Annotated in this window: 15 protein-coding genes and 1 pseudogene; 12 read left to right on the forward strand and 4 right to left on the reverse strand. The window is 52.2% G+C overall.

Going from position 1 to position 17,829, the window contains the following annotated elements; translation table 11 throughout:
• Positions 1 to 7 precede the first annotated feature (7 nt).
• The 7 genes and pseudogenes from CSR02_RS06350 to CSR02_RS06380 all read left to right on the forward strand — a co-directional run bounded on the left by CSR02_RS06350 (position 8) and on the right by CSR02_RS06380 (position 8,806).
• Positions 8 to 769, forward strand: coding sequence for an electron transfer flavoprotein subunit beta/FixA family protein (locus tag CSR02_RS06350; protein WP_099540966.1), 762 nt, complete (start codon positions 8 to 10; stop codon positions 767 to 769).
• 66 nt (positions 770 to 835) lie between these two features.
• Positions 836 to 1,702 (forward strand): annotated as a pseudogene (locus CSR02_RS06355) (electron transfer flavoprotein subunit alpha/FixB family protein).
• 268 nt (positions 1,703 to 1,970) lie between these two features.
• Positions 1,971 to 3,470 carry an aldehyde dehydrogenase family protein gene (locus CSR02_RS06360; RefSeq protein ID WP_099540967.1) on the forward strand — a complete coding sequence of 500 codons (1,500 nt, stop codon included), beginning with the start codon at positions 1,971 to 1,973 and terminating at the stop codon, positions 3,468 to 3,470.
• A complete protein-coding gene (locus CSR02_RS06365) occupies positions 3,470 to 5,062 on the forward strand; it encodes a GMC family oxidoreductase (RefSeq protein WP_099540968.1) in 1,593 nt (530 codons plus the stop codon). Before CSR02_RS06360 ends, CSR02_RS06365 begins: the two co-directional genes overlap by 1 nt.
• A gap of 93 nt (positions 5,063 to 5,155) precedes the next feature.
• Complete coding sequence (gene gluP / locus CSR02_RS06370; protein ID WP_099540969.1) at positions 5,156 to 6,427, forward strand: glucose/galactose MFS transporter; 1,272 nt, start codon at positions 5,156 to 5,158, stop codon at positions 6,425 to 6,427.
• A 48-nt stretch (positions 6,428 to 6,475) separates the two neighbouring features.
• Positions 6,476 to 7,990 carry a carbohydrate porin gene (locus CSR02_RS06375; protein ID WP_244176845.1) on the forward strand — a complete coding sequence of 505 codons (1,515 nt, stop codon included), beginning with the start codon at positions 6,476 to 6,478 and terminating at the stop codon, positions 7,988 to 7,990.
• A gap of 228 nt (positions 7,991 to 8,218) precedes the next feature.
• The gene (locus CSR02_RS06380) at positions 8,219 to 8,806 is read left to right on the forward strand and encodes a hypothetical protein (RefSeq protein WP_099540970.1); all 588 of its coding nucleotides are present in this window, start codon (positions 8,219 to 8,221) and stop codon (positions 8,804 to 8,806) included.
• Between the two features lie 42 nt (positions 8,807 to 8,848).
• Here CSR02_RS06380 and ppk2 read toward each other — a convergent pair whose 3' ends face one another.
• The 3 genes from ppk2 to CSR02_RS06395 form a co-directional block, all read right to left on the reverse strand.
• On the reverse strand, positions 8,849 to 9,766 hold the full coding sequence (gene ppk2 / locus CSR02_RS06385) for a polyphosphate kinase 2 (protein WP_042788696.1): 918 nt from the start codon (positions 9,764 to 9,766) through the stop codon (positions 8,849 to 8,851).
• Between the two features lie 55 nt (positions 9,767 to 9,821).
• Positions 9,822 to 11,435, reverse strand: a complete 1,614-nt coding sequence (locus CSR02_RS06390) for an inorganic phosphate transporter (protein WP_099540971.1) — start codon at positions 11,433 to 11,435, stop codon at positions 9,822 to 9,824.
• Between the two features lie 70 nt (positions 11,436 to 11,505).
• Positions 11,506 to 11,730, reverse strand: coding sequence for a hypothetical protein (locus tag CSR02_RS06395; protein WP_183172579.1), 225 nt, complete (start codon positions 11,728 to 11,730; stop codon positions 11,506 to 11,508).
• 239 nt (positions 11,731 to 11,969) lie between these two features.
• Between CSR02_RS06395 and CSR02_RS06400 the strand changes: the two genes are divergently transcribed.
• The 5 genes from CSR02_RS06400 to CSR02_RS16580 all read left to right on the forward strand — a co-directional run bounded on the left by CSR02_RS06400 (position 11,970) and on the right by CSR02_RS16580 (position 16,191).
• Positions 11,970 to 12,965, forward strand: a complete 996-nt coding sequence (locus CSR02_RS06400) for a thiamine pyrophosphate-dependent dehydrogenase E1 component subunit alpha (RefSeq protein WP_099541124.1) — start codon at positions 11,970 to 11,972, stop codon at positions 12,963 to 12,965.
• 47 nt (positions 12,966 to 13,012) lie between these two features.
• Positions 13,013 to 14,041 (forward strand): alpha-ketoacid dehydrogenase subunit beta, encoded by a 1,029-nt coding sequence (locus tag CSR02_RS06405; protein WP_099540972.1) that lies wholly within the window; start codon positions 13,013 to 13,015, stop codon positions 14,039 to 14,041.
• A 3-nt stretch (positions 14,042 to 14,044) separates the two neighbouring features.
• On the forward strand, positions 14,045 to 15,211 hold the full coding sequence (locus tag CSR02_RS06410) for an acetoin dehydrogenase dihydrolipoyllysine-residue acetyltransferase subunit (protein WP_099540973.1): 1,167 nt from the start codon (positions 14,045 to 14,047) through the stop codon (positions 15,209 to 15,211).
• A 203-nt stretch (positions 15,212 to 15,414) separates the two neighbouring features.
• Positions 15,415 to 15,969: an Hsp20/alpha crystallin family protein gene (locus tag CSR02_RS06415; protein ID WP_183172577.1), complete on the forward strand. Its 555-nt coding sequence runs from the start codon at positions 15,415 to 15,417 to the stop codon at positions 15,967 to 15,969.
• Between the two features lie 45 nt (positions 15,970 to 16,014).
• The gene (locus tag CSR02_RS16580) at positions 16,015 to 16,191 is read left to right on the forward strand and encodes a hypothetical protein (protein ID WP_167384108.1); all 177 of its coding nucleotides are present in this window, start codon (positions 16,015 to 16,017) and stop codon (positions 16,189 to 16,191) included.
• Between the two features lie 275 nt (positions 16,192 to 16,466).
• Here CSR02_RS16580 and CSR02_RS06420 read toward each other — a convergent pair whose 3' ends face one another.
• Complete coding sequence (locus CSR02_RS06420) at positions 16,467 to 17,750, reverse strand: NAD(P)/FAD-dependent oxidoreductase (RefSeq protein WP_099540974.1); 1,284 nt, start codon at positions 17,748 to 17,750, stop codon at positions 16,467 to 16,469.
• Between the last annotated feature and the right edge of the window lie 79 nt (positions 17,751 to 17,829).

Below are 17,829 nucleotides of genomic sequence, written 5' to 3' on the forward strand. Positions count from 1 at the left end.
GCATAAAATGAAAATTCTCGTTCCTGTCAAACGTGTTGTTGATTACAATGTGCGCGTAAGGGTGCGTGCAGATGGATCTGGCATTGAAACAGGCAATGTCAAAATGTCCATGAACCCTTTTGATGAAATTGCCTTGGAAGAAGCAGTCAGACTTAAGGAAAAAGGCATAGCAACCGAAGTTCTGGCTGTTTCCATTGGTGTGCCTCAAACACGGGATACATTGCGTACAGCTTTGGCCATGGGGGCGGACCGGGCATTGCTGGTTGCGCTACCACAAGATGCAGAACAGGATCTGGAACCTCTTTGCGTTGCCCGTATTTTGGCAAAAATTGCAGATTCAGAAAAGGTAGATCTGGTTATTGCAGGCAAACAGGCCATTGATAATGATATGAATGCCACCGGCCAGATGCTGGCTGCCGCGTTGGGGTGGGGGCAGGGCACTTATGCCTCGGCCGTGGATGTGGCAGAGGGCTCGGTGCAGGTAACCCGCGAGGTTGATGGGGGCTTGCAAACACTGCGCCTTAAAATACCTGCTGTTATTACAACAGATTTACGTCTTAACCAGCCACGTTATGTTGCGTTGCCAGCAATTATGAAAGCCAAGAAAAAAACGATTGAGGACATACCTCTGGAAACATTGGGCATAGATATAACGCCAAGGCTGGAGATTTTAAAAACTGTTGAACCGCCTACACGGCAGGCGGGTGTGAAAGTGCATTCTGTTGATGAACTTCTTTCTAAATTGAAAACTGAAGCGGGAGTTCTGTAAATGTCTGTTCTGCTTTTGGCTGAAACCCATAATGGAAACCTGCTGACAGACCTGCTGGCCCGCACGTTGACGGCAATAGAACCCTTGGGAGGAGCTGATGTTCTGGTAACCGGCCAGAATTGCTAGGGGGCTGCTGAAACTGCTGCACAATTGAGAGGTGTCAACAAGGTTCTTGTGGCAGATGATGCTGCGCTTGCACATGGATTGGCCGAACCCCATGCCATTTTGTTGCAAACACTTGGTGCCTCCTACACGCACATTGTTGCGGGCGCCACAACCTTTTCCCGCAACATTCTGCCCCGTGCAGCAATGTTGTTGGATGTTATGATATTGGCCGATGTGACATGCATTAAAGATACTGAAACATTTGAAAGGCCGGTTTATGCTGGCAATGCCGTGCAGACGGTTCGGTCTGGAGATCCGATAAAAATTTGCACCATTCGTACGGCGGGGTTTACACCAATAGGCAAGGTTAACACGCCCACAGCATGTATTGAGCCTGTCACTGTGCCAGTTACGCCAGAGCTTTCTATTTGGGTTGAGGATCAGACAGCCATTTCGGAACGGCCGGAGCTTACCTCTGCAAAAATCATTATTTCAGGGGGCAGGGGTTTGGGGTCAAAGGATAATTTCCACCAGATTACAGCTTTGGCAGATAAGGTGGGCGCGGCCATAGGGGCCAGCCGTGCTGCGGTAGATGCGGGATATGCGCCAAATGATTGGCAAGTTGGGCAAACCGGTAAGATTGTTGCGCCAGAGCTTTATGTGGCCATAGGTATTTCTGGGGCTATTCAGCATCTTGCCGGTATGAAAGATTCCAAGGTTATTGTGGCTATCAACAAAGATGAAGATGCACCTATTTTTCAGGTTGCCGATTATGGCCTGGTAGGTGATCTGTTTAAAATTCTGCCTGAACTGACAGAAAAGGTATAAAACTTTTTAACACATTTATTGCGTAGAGTGGCAAACAAGACACAAGCCAAAGAAAAATTGGTCTTGTGTCTTGTATTTTTTCAAACATACTGAGGAAAAAGGCAGGTTTTTCCTGTTTATCATGAAAACCCATTGAAATGTGATAGAACACTCTGGGGCTTCGTGCGTTAGAGTTATATTCGGTTGATGCAAAAACCATAACGCACTAACCAGTTAGTAACACCGCTTTCCAAGTATAATAACTCATAATCAAAAACAGGACGGTGCAATGACAAATATGACCAAGACAATTACTTTGCCCACAGCTCCGCGTGAATTTGGTCTGTACATCAACGGTAAATGGGTTGCCGCCCAAGGGCACAAGCTGTTTGAACGGTGTAGTCCGGCGCATGGTGTGCCTGTAACGCGCACAATAGTTGGCACGGAAGCAGATGTGAACACGGCCGTTGCTGCTGCCAAAACAGCTTTTGAAAAAAGAAGATGGGCAGGTCTTTCGGGCCAGCAACGTGGGGATGTGCTGTTAAAGGCCGCAGCCCTGATCCGGGAACGGGCGGAAGAACTGGCGGTGCTGGAAACGTTTGAGACGGGAAAGCCCATTAGCCAATCACGCGGGGAAGTGCTGGCCAGTGCAGGTATTTATGAATATGCTGCTGGTGCAGCCAGAATGTTGCACGGTGATACGTTCAATAACCTTGGTGATGAAATGTTCGGGCTTGTTACGCGCGAGCCTATTGGTGTTGTTGGGCTGATTACACCATGGAATTTTCCATTTTTTATTTTAGCAGAGCGCCTGCCATTTATTTTGGCATCTGGCTGCACCGTTGTTGCAAAACCAAGTGATCTGACATCGGCTACAACTCTGATAATGGCTGAAATTTTAACCAAGGCTGGGCTGCCAGATGGTGTTTTTAATGTTGTAACAGGAAGTGGCAGTACGGTTGGTGAGGTGCTCTCTCATCATCCTGATATTGATATGCTGTCTTTTACGGGTTCAACAGACATCGGAAAACGTGTTCTAGCTGCATCTGCCAGTAATTTTAAAAAACTGAGCCTTGAGCTTGGTGGCAAAAACCCACATCTGGTTTTTGCTGATGCACAGCTGGAAGATGCCGTGGATGGTGTTATTTTTGGCTTCTGCTTTAATGCGGGCCAATGTTGCGTGGGTGGGAGCCGCCTGCTGGTTGAAAAATCCATTTTGCCAAAGTTTGAACAGCTTCTGGCCCAAAAGCTTTCTCGCCTTCGGGTGGGGGACCCGCTAAATCCACAAACACAGGTGGGGGCCATTGTGAATGAAAAACAGCACCAGACTATCAGTGATTATATTGCGCGTGGCGTAAAGCAAAATGCGCGGCTGGTAACGCAGGGCAACGTTCATGCATCTGCTGAAGGTCTGTTTATTCAACCAACAGTTTTTTCAGATGTCACATCTGATATGGATATTGCCACCGACGAAATTTTTGGACCAGTTCTGGCCATTCTGCCTTTTGAAACAGAGGAAGAAGCCATTCGGATTGCCAATGATACAATTTACGGTCTTTCCGCAACAATCTGGACGCAAAATCTCTCAATTGCCATGCGTGCCGTAAGGTCTATTCGGGCGGGGCGTGTGTGGGTTAACACCACAATTTCCGGTGGCCCGGAAATGCCATCCGGTGGGTTCAAACAGTCTGGTATTGGTCGGGAAACCGGCCTTTACGGTGTGGAAGAGTATACGGAAATCAAGTCCACACATATTGCGCTGGGGCCTCGTACCCATTGGGTGTCATAATGTCACGCGGGTATGATTACATTATTGTGGGTGGCGGCACAGCTGGATGCGTGCTGGCCAACCGCCTGAGCAGCAATGCCAATGCACGTGTTTTGGTGCTGGAAGCCGGAAAGGCAGATAAACATCCTTTTATTCACATGCCCATCGGTTTTGCAAAAATGACTGGCGGACCCTACACATGGGGGTTTCATACAGTGCCGCAAATTCATGCAGAAAACCGTAGGATCCCTTATGTTCAGGCGCGTGTTCTGGGGGGCGGAAGCTCCATAAATGCAGAGGTTTTTACACGCGGTGTTGCGCAGGATTATGATCGCTGGGCAAATGAAGAGGGGTGTCAGGGCTGGGGCTTTAAGGATGTGCAACCATATTTTTTGCGTTCTGAAGGCAATGAAATTTTTGCAACGGAATATCATGGTACAGAAGGGCCACTTGGTGTTTCCAGTTTATTAAACCCCATGCCGGTAACAAAGGCTTTTGTACAAGCCTGCCAGCAGTATGGCATACCATATAACCCGGATTTTAACGGTGCAGTGCAGGAAGGTGCGGGCGTATATCAAACAACTACCCGCCATTCGCGCCGGTGTTCCACAGCTGTGGGGTATTTGCGCCCGGTTATGCAGCGTTCTAACCTGCAAGTTGAAACGGGCTGTTTGACAACACGCATTATTATAGAAAACAGCCGTGCGCGGGGTGTGGAATATGTTCAAAAAGGCAAGAAACACACAGCCTATGCTGATGCGGAAGTAATTGTAACGGCAGGGGCCATTGGTTCTCCTAAAGTTTTAATGCTTTCAGGCATAGGGCCTGCCGAGCATTTAAAAAAACATGGTATTCCCGTTGTTACAGATCTGCCGGGTGTTGGTAGTAATTTGAGCGACCATTACGGGATTGATATTGTTTACGAACTTAAAAAACCTATTAGTCTGGACCACTACAACAAACCACATATGATGCTATGGGCCGGATTGGAATATCTTCTGTTCAAATCAGGACCTGTTTCATCCAATGTGGTTGAGGGGGGCGCGTTCTGGTATTCTGACAAACAGGAGAGTGTGCCGGATTTACAGTTTCATTTTCTGGCTGGTGCCGGGGTAGAGGCTGGCGTGCCGAATATTCAGTCTGGCTCTGGGTGTACGTTAAACTCTTATGTTTTGCGGCCCAAAAGCCGGGGGACTGTACGGTTAAGCAATGCCAACCCGGAAGATGCTGTGCTGATTGACCCCAATTTTCTGGCTGAACCAGAAGATGTGAAAAGTGCGGTTGAGGGGCTTCATATCAGCCGTGAAATTATGAATCAACCGGGTATGCAAAAGCACGTCAAGCGGGCACATTTTCCGGAAAGTTCTGTAAAAACAAGAGAAGAACTGATTCAATATGCCCGCAGATACGGGCGTACATCCTACCACCCCAATGGCACATGTAAAATGGGGGTGGATGACATGGCGGTGGTGGACCCTGCTTTAAAAGTAAGGGGTATTGAAGGCTTGCGTGTTTCTGATTCATCTGTTCTGCCAAGCCTTATTGGTTCCAATACAAATGCAGTAACAGTTATGATTTCAGAACGTGCGAGTGATCTGATTTCTGCTGCCTGAACCCTCAACAAATAAAGGCACGTAAGAGCGATGTAAAAGCATCGTTCTTGCGCCCACTGTCAGGTAACGTATATCCGTTTATGGAGCGCTGCTATGGAGTGTTCGATTACCAATTCAACAGAAATAGAGGCAGAAAACAGGGGAATATTTACGTTCCTACCGTTTTCGATGTTTTTTCTGTTTGGAGGCATTACAAGTCTGAATGATATTGTTATGCCTAAGCTCAAAGACGTATTCAACCTGAACTATACAGAAATGACGACTGTTCAATTCTGTTTTTTTGCCAGTTATTTTCTTGTTTCCATTCCTGCATCTTATATGATCAAAAAAAATGGCTATATGAGAACACTGGTTTTGGGCCTTAACCTTATTGCGTTGGGGTGTATCTCTTTTATACCAGCAACGTGGTCTGGCAGGTTTGTTGTTTTTCTGCTGGCTCTTTTTGTTGTGGCCGCCGGAATAACCATTGTGCAGGTTACGGCAAACCCTTTGGTTATTTCATTAAGTACCATAAAAAATGTTTCCACACGCCTTACTTTTGCACATGCATGCAATTCCTTGGGTACTGTTGTTGCACCCTATCTGGGGGCCATGATTATTTTGACACAACATTCCCCAGATAGTGTGCTAGGGCAGATAAGTGCATATTTTTCCAAAGAAAACGTATCAGAAGGCGCAGTCAATATCAGTGTCTGTTATGGGCTTGTGGCAAGTCTTGTTGCTGTATGGTCCTTTCTGACATGGATTAACCGCAACAAATTGAAAGAAGAATACTGTAGGGAAGAAAGTATTCTCAATGCCGTTGAACTGTTTAGAGATAAAAAGTTTGCTCTTGGTGTTGCCGCAATGTTTTTCTACATTGGTGCAGAAGTTACCATTGGCAGTCTTTTGGTAAATTATCTGGTTTTGCCAAGCACATTGCACCTTACGGCAGAAGCGGCAGGCAAGCATCTGGCATTTTATTGGGGTGGTTTGCTATGCGGGCGGTTGCTGGGCATTCTCTTCCTGCGTGCCATAACACCTTCAGTTCTTTTGGCAGTTTATGGCAGTGGCGCATGTCTGCTTGTTATTCTTTCCATTCTTACAACAGGCGGTATAGCGGGTTGGGCCATGTTGGCTGTTGGGCTGTGCAATTCCGTTATGTTCCCGCTTATTTTTTCTCTCACGTCCATGAATCTGGGGGCACGTGCATCTGAAGGCTCGGGGCTTATTTGCATGGCTATTGTAGGGGGGGCTCTTGTGCCTGTTCTAACGGGGCGTCTGGCAGATATCAGCAGCCTGAATATAGCTTTTGCCATACCTGCCCTTTGCTATCTTGTTGTTATCTATTTTGGGGTCTTTTCTTACATAAATCGCAGTAAATAACCTTTTTGCGTAACTAAAAGCCAATATAACAATAACAAGGAAACGGCTATGCGAGAAGTCTCTCTTACCGTGGGTGCACTTGCGTGCCTTGCGCTTATGCCTTCTATGGGTGAAGCACGTTCCCGCCGTCCTGAATTGTCTGAATATCTTTGGCATTCCCGTACAGGAAAAGAGCCCAGAGCCCTTTACTTTACAAGCCCGGATATTATGGGAAAAGCTGAGAAAAAAGAAACAGACTTCAATAATAACACCATAGAATATCAAGAACCACCTCCTGAGCATGTTTTAAAAACATCTGCCCATAAAAGCTGGTTTGATCAGGACAATATGACAGGAGACTGGTGGGGGTTACGTAACAGGCTGGCGCACCGTGGTGTTGTGTTTTCGGGGCATTATTTTCAGGATACAGCGGGAAACCCCGTTGGAGGCAAGGCCCAGGCCGTACGTTATGCCCATGAAGTTGCCGTGGGCGTTGATATGGATTTTAGAAAACTGGTGCACTACAACATTGGCATTCTGCATTTTTTGGTCACCCAACGTTCCGGTTTGGGGCTGCATACCGTTTTGCCAGCCCTGAACTCTGTTCAGGAAATTTATGGCACCGGGCAAACGGTGCGCCTGACACGCCTTTCTCTGGAACATCAGTTTACAAAATATGTTGATACAGAACTGGGGTGGGTGAATACAGAAAATGATTTTGCACAATCAACAACACACTGGAATTTTTCCCTCTATTGTCAGTTTCAGAGCAATGCCATTTGTGGCATGCCGCAATCTCTCGCGTTTAACTCAGGTTATGGGTATTACCCCAGTGCCCATCCTGGTGCCTATATCAAGTTATATCCAACGGGCAGAGACGATATTCTGGTTTCGTTTGGTGTTTACAATGTGGATAATACAATAGGTAACAGCCATAATGGCTGGAAAATGTGGTTACATAATACGGTTGGCACCTATTTTCCGGTACAGTTGGGCTGGAAACATGGGGGCACAGATATAGAAGGTGCATACCCCGGAAATATCAGAATTGGCGGATACTGGGAAACCACCAAGGTTAAAACCGCTGCACAAAAAATTACCATGTTTGCACCTGCGGGTACGCAGTATCTGAACTGGCCGGACCAAAGCATTAAAGGCCGTTATGGCGTGTGGTTTGAAGGCGACCAGATGATTGAGCGGGATAGGCGCACCCCTGAAAGAGGCATTGTTGCATTTGGCAGTTTTGTGTGGGGAGATGCACAAACAGCACCTTTTCCGTATTTTGCAACATGGGGGTTTATCCGCAAGGGCACATTTGCAAAAAGGCCCAATGATACATTGAGTATTGGCGGAAAGTTCATGGTAGTGAACTCAAGTATTGCCCGTTACGCGCGTTATCTTGCTTCTACCGGGCAGAAGGTGCCTCTTCCGACATTTGAACATGGGTTTGAAATCAACTACGGCTGGCGGCCTTCTCCGTGGTTACTTGTGCGGCCGGGCATGCAATATATCTGGCGCCCGGGCGGCACACGGCAATATCCGAATGCAGTTATTCTCGATTTTGAAACCTCTTTTGTTTTTTAAAATCATTATGCGGCACATGTATCTGTGCAGGGTGTTTCTGGCCTGTGCAAAACATGCAGGAACAGCAATGTAGAAAATGGAGGTAAAACACAAAGTATAACAAGTACGTGATTCACGTTTTAGAGAGAAATAGGACAGAACTGGTCACTAAAAATCTATTTCTTCTTTGTTGTTATAACTGCTTTGTATGACCTCCTAATCCTATTTTATTTAAATGGAGGTCTGGTTATGGCCGGTAAAAACGGTGCGTGCCTGATTGCTTTGGCGTTGGTTTTGGGGGCGTGCAGCGCGCGTATTCCCTTAAACGAGGCCTCCTTCCCCATTCAGGATCTGCCGGTCGACCATCTGGTGCAAACACCTGTGGTTTATCGTTTTGCGCCGGGTTTTGAAAAACAGAACGCGCAAATAGCGTGCAGCCTTGGCATAAACTACACCACAGATCTGGGCCCCTCTGCAGAGGCACGGTTGCAGCAGGCCGTTCGCTCCAGCTTTGCACATGCACAGCAGCAAAGTGCTGCCTCACACGGCTATACACTGGCTTTTTCCCTGCAAATGGCGGATGAGCAGGTGACCGTTAAACCGGGCATGTGGGATAATAGATACACGGTGGACACCACCCTTAAAGGCACCGTGCAGGTGCTTGATGCACAGGGCCAGCCTGTGCAGGTGGTGCCCATTACCGGGCTTGGCAGCAACACGGAAGCCGGAAGCTGCGGGGCGCTTAAACGCGCCATGATGCAGGCCAGTGAAAAAGCCGTGGCCCAGATTGGTAATGACTTTGTGGCCAAAGTGGCAAACGGCCACGTGTTGAACTAGCTTTTTTGCAAACACAAATGTGCCGGGCCGGGTAACCGGAGATCAGTAGATCTCCGGCACAATCATGGCGTCTGGCGTGGGCTGGCGTTCGTAATCGGCATGATACACGCGTGGGGGCAGAACCACCTCCGGGCGCGGCACAGGCTGATACGGCACCAGTGAGAGCAGGTGGTTAATGCAGTTTAGCCGCGCGCGCTTTTTATCCACGGCTTGCACAACCCACCAAGGGGCTTCCTCAATGCTGGATTTTTCCAGCATGGTTTCCTTGGCCTTTGTATAGGCTTCCCACCGGCGGCGGCTTTCAAGGTCCATGGGGCTGAGCTTCCACTGTTTCAGCCGGTCTTCCATACGGGCGCGGAAGCGGGCTTCCTGCTCATCATCGGTGATGGAGAACCAGTATTTCACCAGCTTGATGCCGCTGCGCACCAGCATGCGCTCAAACTCCGGCACAGAGCGGAAGAATTCTTCGTATTCTTCATCGGTGCAAAAGCCCATCACGTGTTCCACGCCGGCGCGGTTATACCAGCTGCGGTCAAACAGCACGATCTCGCCCGCAGCAGGCAGATGCGCCACATAGCGCTGGAAATACCACTGCGTTTTTTCACGGTCTGTTGGGGCGGGCAGGGCGGCCACACGGCAGATGCGGGGGTTCAGCCGCTGGGTAATGCGTTTGATCACGCCGCCTTTGCCTGCGGCATCGCGCCCTTCAAACAACACCACAATGCGTTCACCCGTGGCCTGCACCCAATCCTGCAACTTCACCAGCTCGGTTTGCAGGCGCACCAGTTCACGAAAATACTCACGGCGGAAGGCGTTTTCAGATTCGGAAATGTGGCCATCCAGCCCGTCTTCTTGCAATTCCAGTTCTATTTCTTCGTCCAGGTCATCAATAATTTCCTGGCGCATCCGCTCACGTTCGTGTTCTGCAGCGCGAAGGGTATCTGTTGCCTGATCTGTCATATCCAAGGCCCTCAAGCAAAAAGCGGGGCACTTTAGGGTGCCCCGCTCTGATTTATTAGAAGATGTGGCGGAAGACGAAGTAGAGCACACCGCTGATAAGCATAGCGGCGGGCAGGGTTGTTACCCACGCCATAGCCATGGCGCGCAGGGTAGTCCATTGCAGGCCACCACCACCGGCAACCATGGTGCCAGCCACACCGCTGGAGAGAATGTGCGTGGTGGAAACCGGCAGGCCATAGCGTTCTGCCAGGCCAATGGTGCCCATAGCTACCAGTTCTGCCGCCGCACCCTGTGCGTAGGTCAGATGGGTTTTGCCAATTTTTTCACCAACGGTGACCACAATGCGCTTCCAGCCCACCATGGTGCCAAGGCCCAGAGCCAACGCCACGGCAATTTTAACCCATGTGGGAATAAAGCGTGTGCCTGCGTTAAGTTGGCCCATAAACTTGCTCAGCTCGGCAGTTTCATCACCCGTAAAGCCGGAAACCTTGCCCATGTTGCGCACGGCTTCTGCCACCAGATACATGTCTGTGCGCACGTTGGGCACAGCAGCAGCCGGAATGGCCTGCAGGGAATGATAGCTGCCAACAGACTGTGCAATATCATCAGACAGCACGCCAAGGGCGGAATAGATTTCCGGGCGGGCCACTGTTTTGGTGCGCAGCGCATCTGTTACCTGTGCGCGGGCTTCTTCTGCATTTGGCAGGCTTGGGGCGGCAGAGCCATGCGCTTCAAACACATGGGCGGCCTGCTGCGCGGTTTGCACAAAGGCAGGCATCATGTCATCTGGCATGGCGCGGTTCAGCGCATACGCGGTGGGGGCCGCACCAATAAGAATAAGCATGATAAGGCCCATGCCCTTCTGCCCATCGTTACTGCCGTGGAAGAAGGAAACACCCGTGCAGGTGCCTACCAGCAAACCACGGATCCACAGCGGCGGTGGGGCATCACCCTCTGGCGCGCGATACAGGGCCGCGTTGCGGATAACCAGACGCATCAGGATCAACATGCCCGCTGCCAGCACAAAGCCGCAAACGGGGGAGAACAGCAGGGCGGAAAACACCTTGCGCACCTGAGACCAGTCCACCCCATAAAGGGCGCTACCGGCAGGAGACATCAGCTGGTTGGCAAACCCAACACCAAGGATGGACCCCACCAGCGCGTGGGAGGAACTGTTGGGAATACCAAAGGCCCATGTGGCCAGGTTCCAGATAATGGCGGAAAGCAGCAGGGCAAAAATCATGGCATGGCCGGCACCGCTGCCAACCTGCAGGATAAGCTCTACCGGCAGAAGTGTGACAACACTGTAAGCCACCGCCCCGGATGAAACCAGAACGCCAGCAAGGTTCCACATGCCAGACCACACAACCGCCACCAGCGGGGGCAGGCTGTTGGTGTAAATAACGGTGGCCACGGCGTTTGCCGTATCATGAAAACCGTTTACAAATTCAAACCCCAGCGCAATCAGTAGCGCCAGAGCCAGCAGCGCAAAAGCGCTAACGGCCATGCCGTTTTCCCCGGCAGACCGCAGGTCTCCCAGAACACTGTATCCTACAAAAACAAGGGCTGCCGTCACTACACCCATAAAGAACATGCGGAAGGCTTGGTTGGTGCCTCCCTTCATGTTGGGGCGTGGTGCGGCAGCCGGGCTCAGCAACGTGCCGGACATGGATTTTTCCTGACTGTCAATTTCACTCTATGGGGAAAAGCAGATGTTTTTCCCGTCCTGCTCTCAGGGCTCACACGGCATGGGCCGGCTTGGTGGCCCCATGGGCGGCCAAGGCAGGGCGTGCACCTGCACACGCCTTGCGGCGTGCGGTATGCGGCTGGGCGGCATACGGGTGCGGGGTGCCGTTGCGTTCCCACACATATAACAAGGTGGTGCGCCAGCGCTCACGCACGGCTTCACGCCACTTTGGCTTATGTGTATCGGGCTGCATGGCCATAACGGGTTCGGCACACATTGTCTGCTTCTCCTCCAAACAGGATGAGCAGTCCTTTAGCCGCTTGCGGGCGTATTGTGCGTGACGCTTTCATGACAACCGCTGAGAACGGTTCGCAAAGCCGTGATGCTAACTGGCTGATAACGCTGAATTATATTGATATAACAATATCACATATACGTTAAGTGCATATATTGCCCGCCACAGGCACGGAACGCCGCCTTTCCTCCCCACGTTGGCACCCGTGTAACGCTGTGCAGATGTATGGAAAGGTCAGGCAGAACATGTCGGTTCAGATTTCAAGAGAAGCCCTGCTGCGTGCGTATCGGAGCATGCGTACCATTCGCGTTTTTGAAGAACGCCTGCACGTGGAATTTGCCACAGGGGAAATTCCCGGATTTGTGCACTTGTATTGTGGCGAGGAAGCCTCCGCCGTGGGGGTGTGCGCCAACCTTACAGATAACGATACCATTGCCAGCACCCATCGCGGCCACGGGCACTGCATTGCCAAGGGTGTGGAAGTGGGCGGCATGATGGCCGAAATTTACGGCCGCCATACCGGCGTGTGCCGGGGCAAGGGAGGGTCCATGCACATTGCGGATCTTTCCAAGGGTATGCTGGGGGCCAATGGCATTGTGGGCGGCGGCCCACCGCTGATTTGCGGGGCAGCCCTTTCACACAAAACGCTCAAGGATAACGGTGTGGCCGTGGCGTTTTTTGGTGATGGCGCCTCTAACGAGGGCACAACGCTGGAAAGCATGAACCTTGCCTCCGTATGGCATCTGCCCGCCGTGTTTGTGCTGGAAGACAACGGGTATGGCGAGGCCACAGGGGCAGCCTACGCCTGTGCAGGCACGCAAAAGGACAGGGCCGCCGGCTTTGGCCTGCCGTATTTTGCCTGCGCGGGAGATGATTTTTTTGAAGTGTATGAAACCGCCCGCAACGCCATAGATCACGCACGCTCCGGCAAGGGGCCGGTGATGCTGCATGTGCAGCTCAGCCGCTGGTATGGGCACTTTGAAGGCGATGCCATGACCTACCGCAAGGCGGGCGAAGTGGCCGCGCAAAAGAAAGACCATGATTGCCTCAAAAAGTTTCGCGCCCGCGCGGTGGCGGAAAACCTGCTGCCAGAAGGCGATATGGATGAAATAGACGCCGCCGTGGCGGACGAGGTGGAAAGCGCGGTTGTAACCGCCAAGCAGGCACCGTGGCCGCAGGATAAAGACCTGATGGCCGATGTGTATGCGCGGTACTAACCCTTTCACCAATTTTTCAGCCACACACGCAAACGGAAACCAGAACAATGGCTAAAAAGAGTTTTAGACAGGCAATTAACGAAGCCCTGCGGCAGGAAATGCGCCGAGACCCACGGGTAATTCTGATGGGTGAGGATATTGCCGGGGGCCGTGGCGGCTCTGCGGGCATTACGGATGCTTGGGGTGGCGTGCTGGGTGTGACCAAAGGGCTGTGGGAGGAGTTTGGAGATGACCGTGTGCTGGACACGCCCATTTCCGAGGCCTCTTATATTGGGGCTGCGGCAGGTGCGGCTGCCACCGGCCTGCGCCCCGTGGCCGAGCTGATGTTTGTAGATTTTGTGGGCTGCTGTCTGGACCAGATCATGAATCAGGCGGCCAAGTTCCGCTACATGTTTGGCGGCAAGGCCACCACGCCGCTGGTTATCCGCGCCATGTATGGCGGTGGATTTAGTGCAGCCGCCCAGCACAGCCAGGCGTTGTATCCGCTGTTTACGCATATTCCGGGGCTAAAGGTGGTGATTCCGTCTTCCCCGTATGAGGCCAAGGGCCTGCTGATAGAAGCCATACGGGATAATGACCCCGTGATCTTCCTTGAAAACAAAGTGATGTATGATGATGAGGAAGACGTGCCGGATGAAGCCTACGCCATCCCCTTTGGTGAAGCGAATGTGACGCGTGAAGGAGATGATGTGACCATTGTGGCCATTGGCCGCATGGTAAATATGGCCAACGCCGCAGCGGATGAGCTGGAAAAGCAGGGCATTGGTTGCACGGTAATAGACCCGCGCACCACATCCCCACTGGATGAGGAAACCATTTTGGAATCTGTTTCAGAAACAGGCCGCCTTGTGGTGGTGGATGAGGCCAGCCCGCGCTGCAACATGGCGTGTGATATTTCTGCCCTTGTGGCGGAAAAGGCGTTTTTCAGCCTCAAGGCGCCTATCCGCCGTGTGGTGCCGCCGCATACGCCTGTGCCGTTTTCCACCCCGCTGGAAAAACTGTACATGCCCGATGCCACCAAAATTGCCGCCGCGGTGCGTTCCATTACCTCCAGCCAGAAGCAGAAGGTTGCATGAGCCATGCCCAATACCATTACAGCCCTGACAATGCCCAAATTTGGCTTGGCCATGACAGAAGGCAAGCTGGCATCATGGACGGCCAAAGTGGGCCAGAGCGTGCAGCAGGGTGATGAATTGGCGGATATTGAAACCACCAAAATTACCAGCAGTTATGAAAGCCCCGCCGCAGGTGTGCTGCGCAAGCAGGTAGCGCAGGCGGGGGAAACCCTGCCCGTGGGCGCACTGATAGGCGTGCTGGCCGATGCTGATACGCCAGATGTGGATATTGAAGCCTTTATCAAGAACTTTCATGCCGACACGCCAGCAGATGCCACAGCCACGCCAGAGGCCAACAGTGGGGAACCCAAGCTGGTAACGGTGGGGGAACACACCCTGAATGTGCGTGATGTGGGCACACAGGCAGGCACCCCCCTTGTGCTGGTGCATGGTTTTGGCGGAGACATTAGCAACTGGCTGCTTACGCAGGACGCCTTGGCCGCAGACAGGCGCGTAATAGCGTTTGACCTGCCGGGGCATGGGGCTTCCTCCAAAAACGTGGGCACAGGCACGCTGACCTTTCTGGCTGGTGTGGTGAGTGATCTGCTGCAAACGCTCAAGATAGAAAAAGCCCATATTGTGGGCCATTCATTGGGGGGCGGTATTGCGCTGACTTTGCTGCGTGACCACCCTGATCAGGTAGCCAGCCTGAACCTGCTGGCCCCCGCCGGGCTGGGCAAGGATGTGAATGCAGATTTTATCAGCGCGTTTGTAGAGAGCGAAAGCAGCCGGGATATGAAGGCGGTTTTGCAAATGCTGGTTTATAACAAGGCCCTTGTGGGCCGCAGAATGGTGGATGCCGTGCTGCGCGCCCGCAGGCTGGATGGCGCGCGTGATGCCCTGCGCGTTATTGCCAAGGCGTGCTTCCCCAATGGGCATCAGGTAGATGATCTGCGCCCGGTGCTGGCAGGAGGGGCCGCACCGACCCAGATTTTCTGGGGCAAGGAGGATGAAATCCTGTCTGTCTCCAACGCCTCCGGCCTGCCACAGATGATCCCCGTAAAGGTGTTTGAAGAAACAGGACATCTGCCGCAGCTTGAACGCGCAACAGATGTGAACACCGCAATTGCCACATTTGTAAAAGACCCCGAAGCCGCGCTGAGCATGGCCCGGATGGACGCCACAGCCTAGGCCCCCAAACCCGCCCTAATATGCCCCGCAATGCAGGTGCCTTCTATACATAAAGTGTAGAGGGCATCTGCATATTGTTTGTTAAAAACGCTGCATTGTTCTTTAGATATGGGAAGCCATGTCATGACATGCACGCATTTCCGGCACGCTGAATCAGGGCATGTGAAATTGATCTGGATCAAGGGAGAGGCGATCAGAAAGCGGTGATACTCCAAACCGTGATCACAAGGGCGCCGCGTGCCGGGCCCTTGTGCCAGAACAAGGAGGATAAAATGACCAGTTACGTGAATACAGGCCGCTCTCCCGTTGTGCGTGTTCCTGTTGGCACCGTACGGGTGGCGGATCCGTTTTCTGTTCTGCAGCGGCAGATGAGCCGTCTGTTTGAAGATTTTAAAACGCCAGAAGGGGCTGCCGCCGCTGCAAGCCGCCTGGGCGCAACCGATATTACAGAAAATGCCAGCGCCTATGTGGTGACCACAGAAGTGCCGGGTTGTTCTGAAAATGATATCAAGCTGGGCACAGCCAACGGGCTGCTGACCATTAGCGGGGAAAAGAAAAAGCCCGAACTGGCAGAAGGCACAAAGCACCACGTTGCTGGCCGCCAGTTTGCCGCGTTTGAAGATTCCTTTGCTATTCCCGAAGATGTGGACGTCGATAAAATCTCTGCCAGCATTAAAAATGGTGTGCTAACAGTCACCATGCCTAAAAAGGCAGAAGCCAAACCGGCAGAACGTCAGATTGCTGTTAAGGCAGGCTGATAAACACAGGCGGGGGTTTTTCCCCCGCCAGGAAAGACAAGATTTATGAGCACGAAAAACAAAACAGTACAGATTGGCAGCACCAAATACGAAATGCTGGGTGTTATTAATGATGGTGACAGCAAAGTGCGCCTGAAGGACAGCACTGGCACGGTAGAAGAAATGACCAGCGATTCCTTCATTACCCTGCTGAATGAAGGCAAGGCCAAATATCTGGACTAAACCAGAAAGCCAGATAATTGGCTGTTGGCAAGGTAGGGTAGGTAAAGGCCCGCATTGTGGGGTTTATTTTAACACACAGGCGGGTGCTTTAAAAAACAGAGGGCAGGCAGGATGCGGTGAACCTGCCTGTGGTCTGGCCCTTATACGGGTGGGCCAGCCCTTGTGTGGCAGGTTAGCGTTATCAGGTTCCCGCACTGGCTGATGTTTCAAACAGGCCGGTGCGGGAATGCTTTTTTATAAACTGCCCCTAAACCGCATTTGGGTTTTAGGATTTTTTAGTCCATCCGCACGGGTGGGCGTACAAAGCCATCCAGCCAATCTGTAAAACAGGCAATCATGCCGCGTACGGGCCCATACAGTTCAAACTGATGTTGCCGATACAGCGCCATATGGCCCAGCCGCGCGCTGAGGCCATGCATAAAGCCACCGCCAAAGGTTTTGCCATCTGCAAACGCGCCCCAGCCGTTATAGTCCCCCAAGGCCACAATGGCCCCGCGGTTTCTAAACTTAAAGTCTGGCACAGGCTTTTGGTTAAAAATAAAGCCCGGTAGGTAACGCGCCAGATGGTGCGCCTGCTGGCGGGCCACCTGCGCAGTGGGGGCCAACGGATTATCGCTGATAAAGGCGCAATCCCCCACGGCAAAAATGTTGTCATCCAGCGTGGTTTGCAAATTGGGGCGTACCAAAAACTGCCCCCCACGCCCACATTCCAGACCATCCATCTGGCGGGTAACATCCGGGGCCTTTACGCCTGCGGCCCAAACGCGAAACTGCGCATCCACACGGCTGCCATCCTTGAGCATAAAGCCGTGTTCATCCGCACCGCTGACCATGGTGCTGGTGAGCACCTTGATCTTGAGCGCTTCAAGCTGCTTTTGTGCTGCGGCCGACACGTTTTCGGGGAAGGCGGGCAAAATACGCGGCCCGGCCTCCAGCAATGTTACGCGCATTTCCGGCGTAACAGGCGTGAAGTTGTAGAGCGAGCCAATATCTAGTGCCTTGTGCAGTTCTGCCGCAAGCTGCACGCCGGTGGCGCCACCACCCACAATGGCAATATCCAGTGGCGTGCCACGCCCATAGGCCTGAATAACCGCATGGCGGAAGCGCTCGTTAAAGTTGTTGGCTTCTACAATGTTGTCTAGAAAAATGCAGTTTTCCACCACACCCGGCGTGCCAAAATCGTTCGCGCGGCTGCCAATGGCAAAAATCAGCACATTGTAATCCAGATACCGCTCATCCAGCAGCACCTCGTGGTCTTCTTCTTCCAGCGGGGCCAGCTTCAGGCGCTTGTTGGCGCGGTCTATCCCCGCAACCTCACCATAGCAGAAGCGGAACCCATGCGCCGCAGCATGAGAGATAAAGGTGATGCGGTCATTCTCGTTTTTGGCCGTGCCCGCCGCAAAGCAATGCAACATGGGCTTCCACACATGGCTGAAGCCCTTGTCCACCAGTGTAATATCCAGCTTGCCAGAGCGCCCGAGGCTGTTACCCAGCCGCGTTGCAATAGCCATGCCCGCAACACCGCCGCCAACAATAACCACCCGAAACCGATCACTCATCCCACAATATCCCCCTTGCCCCGCACCATGCGGTGCGGAGGCGTGCCGTGCAATCCACTACTTGTTGATCTCACGCACC

It is taken from the genome of Acetobacter pomorum (assembly GCF_002738225.1).
GTDB lineage: Bacteria > Pseudomonadota > Alphaproteobacteria > Acetobacterales > Acetobacteraceae > Acetobacter > Acetobacter pomorum.

Excerpts from the sequence above, each read along its gene's own strand:
- CSR02_RS06395 (WP_183172579.1), bottom strand. The coding sequence starts at position 11,730 with ATGTGTGCCGAACCCGTTATGGCCATGCAGCCCGATACACATAAGCCA.
- ppk2 (WP_042788696.1), bottom strand. The coding sequence starts at position 9,766 with ATGACAGATCAGGCAACAGATACCCTTCGCGCTGCAGAACACGAACGT.
- CSR02_RS06350 (WP_099540966.1), top strand. The coding sequence starts at position 8 with ATGAAAATTCTCGTTCCTGTCAAACGTGTTGTTGATTACAATGTGCGC.
- gluP (WP_099540969.1), top strand. The coding sequence starts at position 5,156 with ATGGAGTGTTCGATTACCAATTCAACAGAAATAGAGGCAGAAAACAGG.
- CSR02_RS06410 (WP_099540973.1), top strand. The coding sequence starts at position 14,045 with ATGCCCAATACCATTACAGCCCTGACAATGCCCAAATTTGGCTTGGCC.
- CSR02_RS06390 (WP_099540971.1), bottom strand. The coding sequence starts at position 11,435 with ATGTCCGGCACGTTGCTGAGCCCGGCTGCCGCACCACGCCCCAACATG.
- CSR02_RS06360 (WP_099540967.1), top strand. The coding sequence starts at position 1,971 with ATGACAAATATGACCAAGACAATTACTTTGCCCACAGCTCCGCGTGAA.
- CSR02_RS06405 (WP_099540972.1), top strand. The coding sequence starts at position 13,013 with ATGGCTAAAAAGAGTTTTAGACAGGCAATTAACGAAGCCCTGCGGCAG.
- CSR02_RS06375 (WP_244176845.1), top strand. The coding sequence starts at position 6,476 with ATGCGAGAAGTCTCTCTTACCGTGGGTGCACTTGCGTGCCTTGCGCTT.
- CSR02_RS06365 (WP_099540968.1), top strand. The coding sequence starts at position 3,470 with ATGTCACGCGGGTATGATTACATTATTGTGGGTGGCGGCACAGCTGGA.
- CSR02_RS16580 (WP_167384108.1), top strand. The coding sequence starts at position 16,015 with ATGAGCACGAAAAACAAAACAGTACAGATTGGCAGCACCAAATACGAA.
- CSR02_RS06400 (WP_099541124.1), top strand. The coding sequence starts at position 11,970 with ATGTATGGAAAGGTCAGGCAGAACATGTCGGTTCAGATTTCAAGAGAA.
- CSR02_RS06420 (WP_099540974.1), bottom strand. The coding sequence starts at position 17,750 with ATGAGTGATCGGTTTCGGGTGGTTATTGTTGGCGGCGGTGTTGCGGGC.
- CSR02_RS06380 (WP_099540970.1), top strand. The coding sequence starts at position 8,219 with ATGGCCGGTAAAAACGGTGCGTGCCTGATTGCTTTGGCGTTGGTTTTG.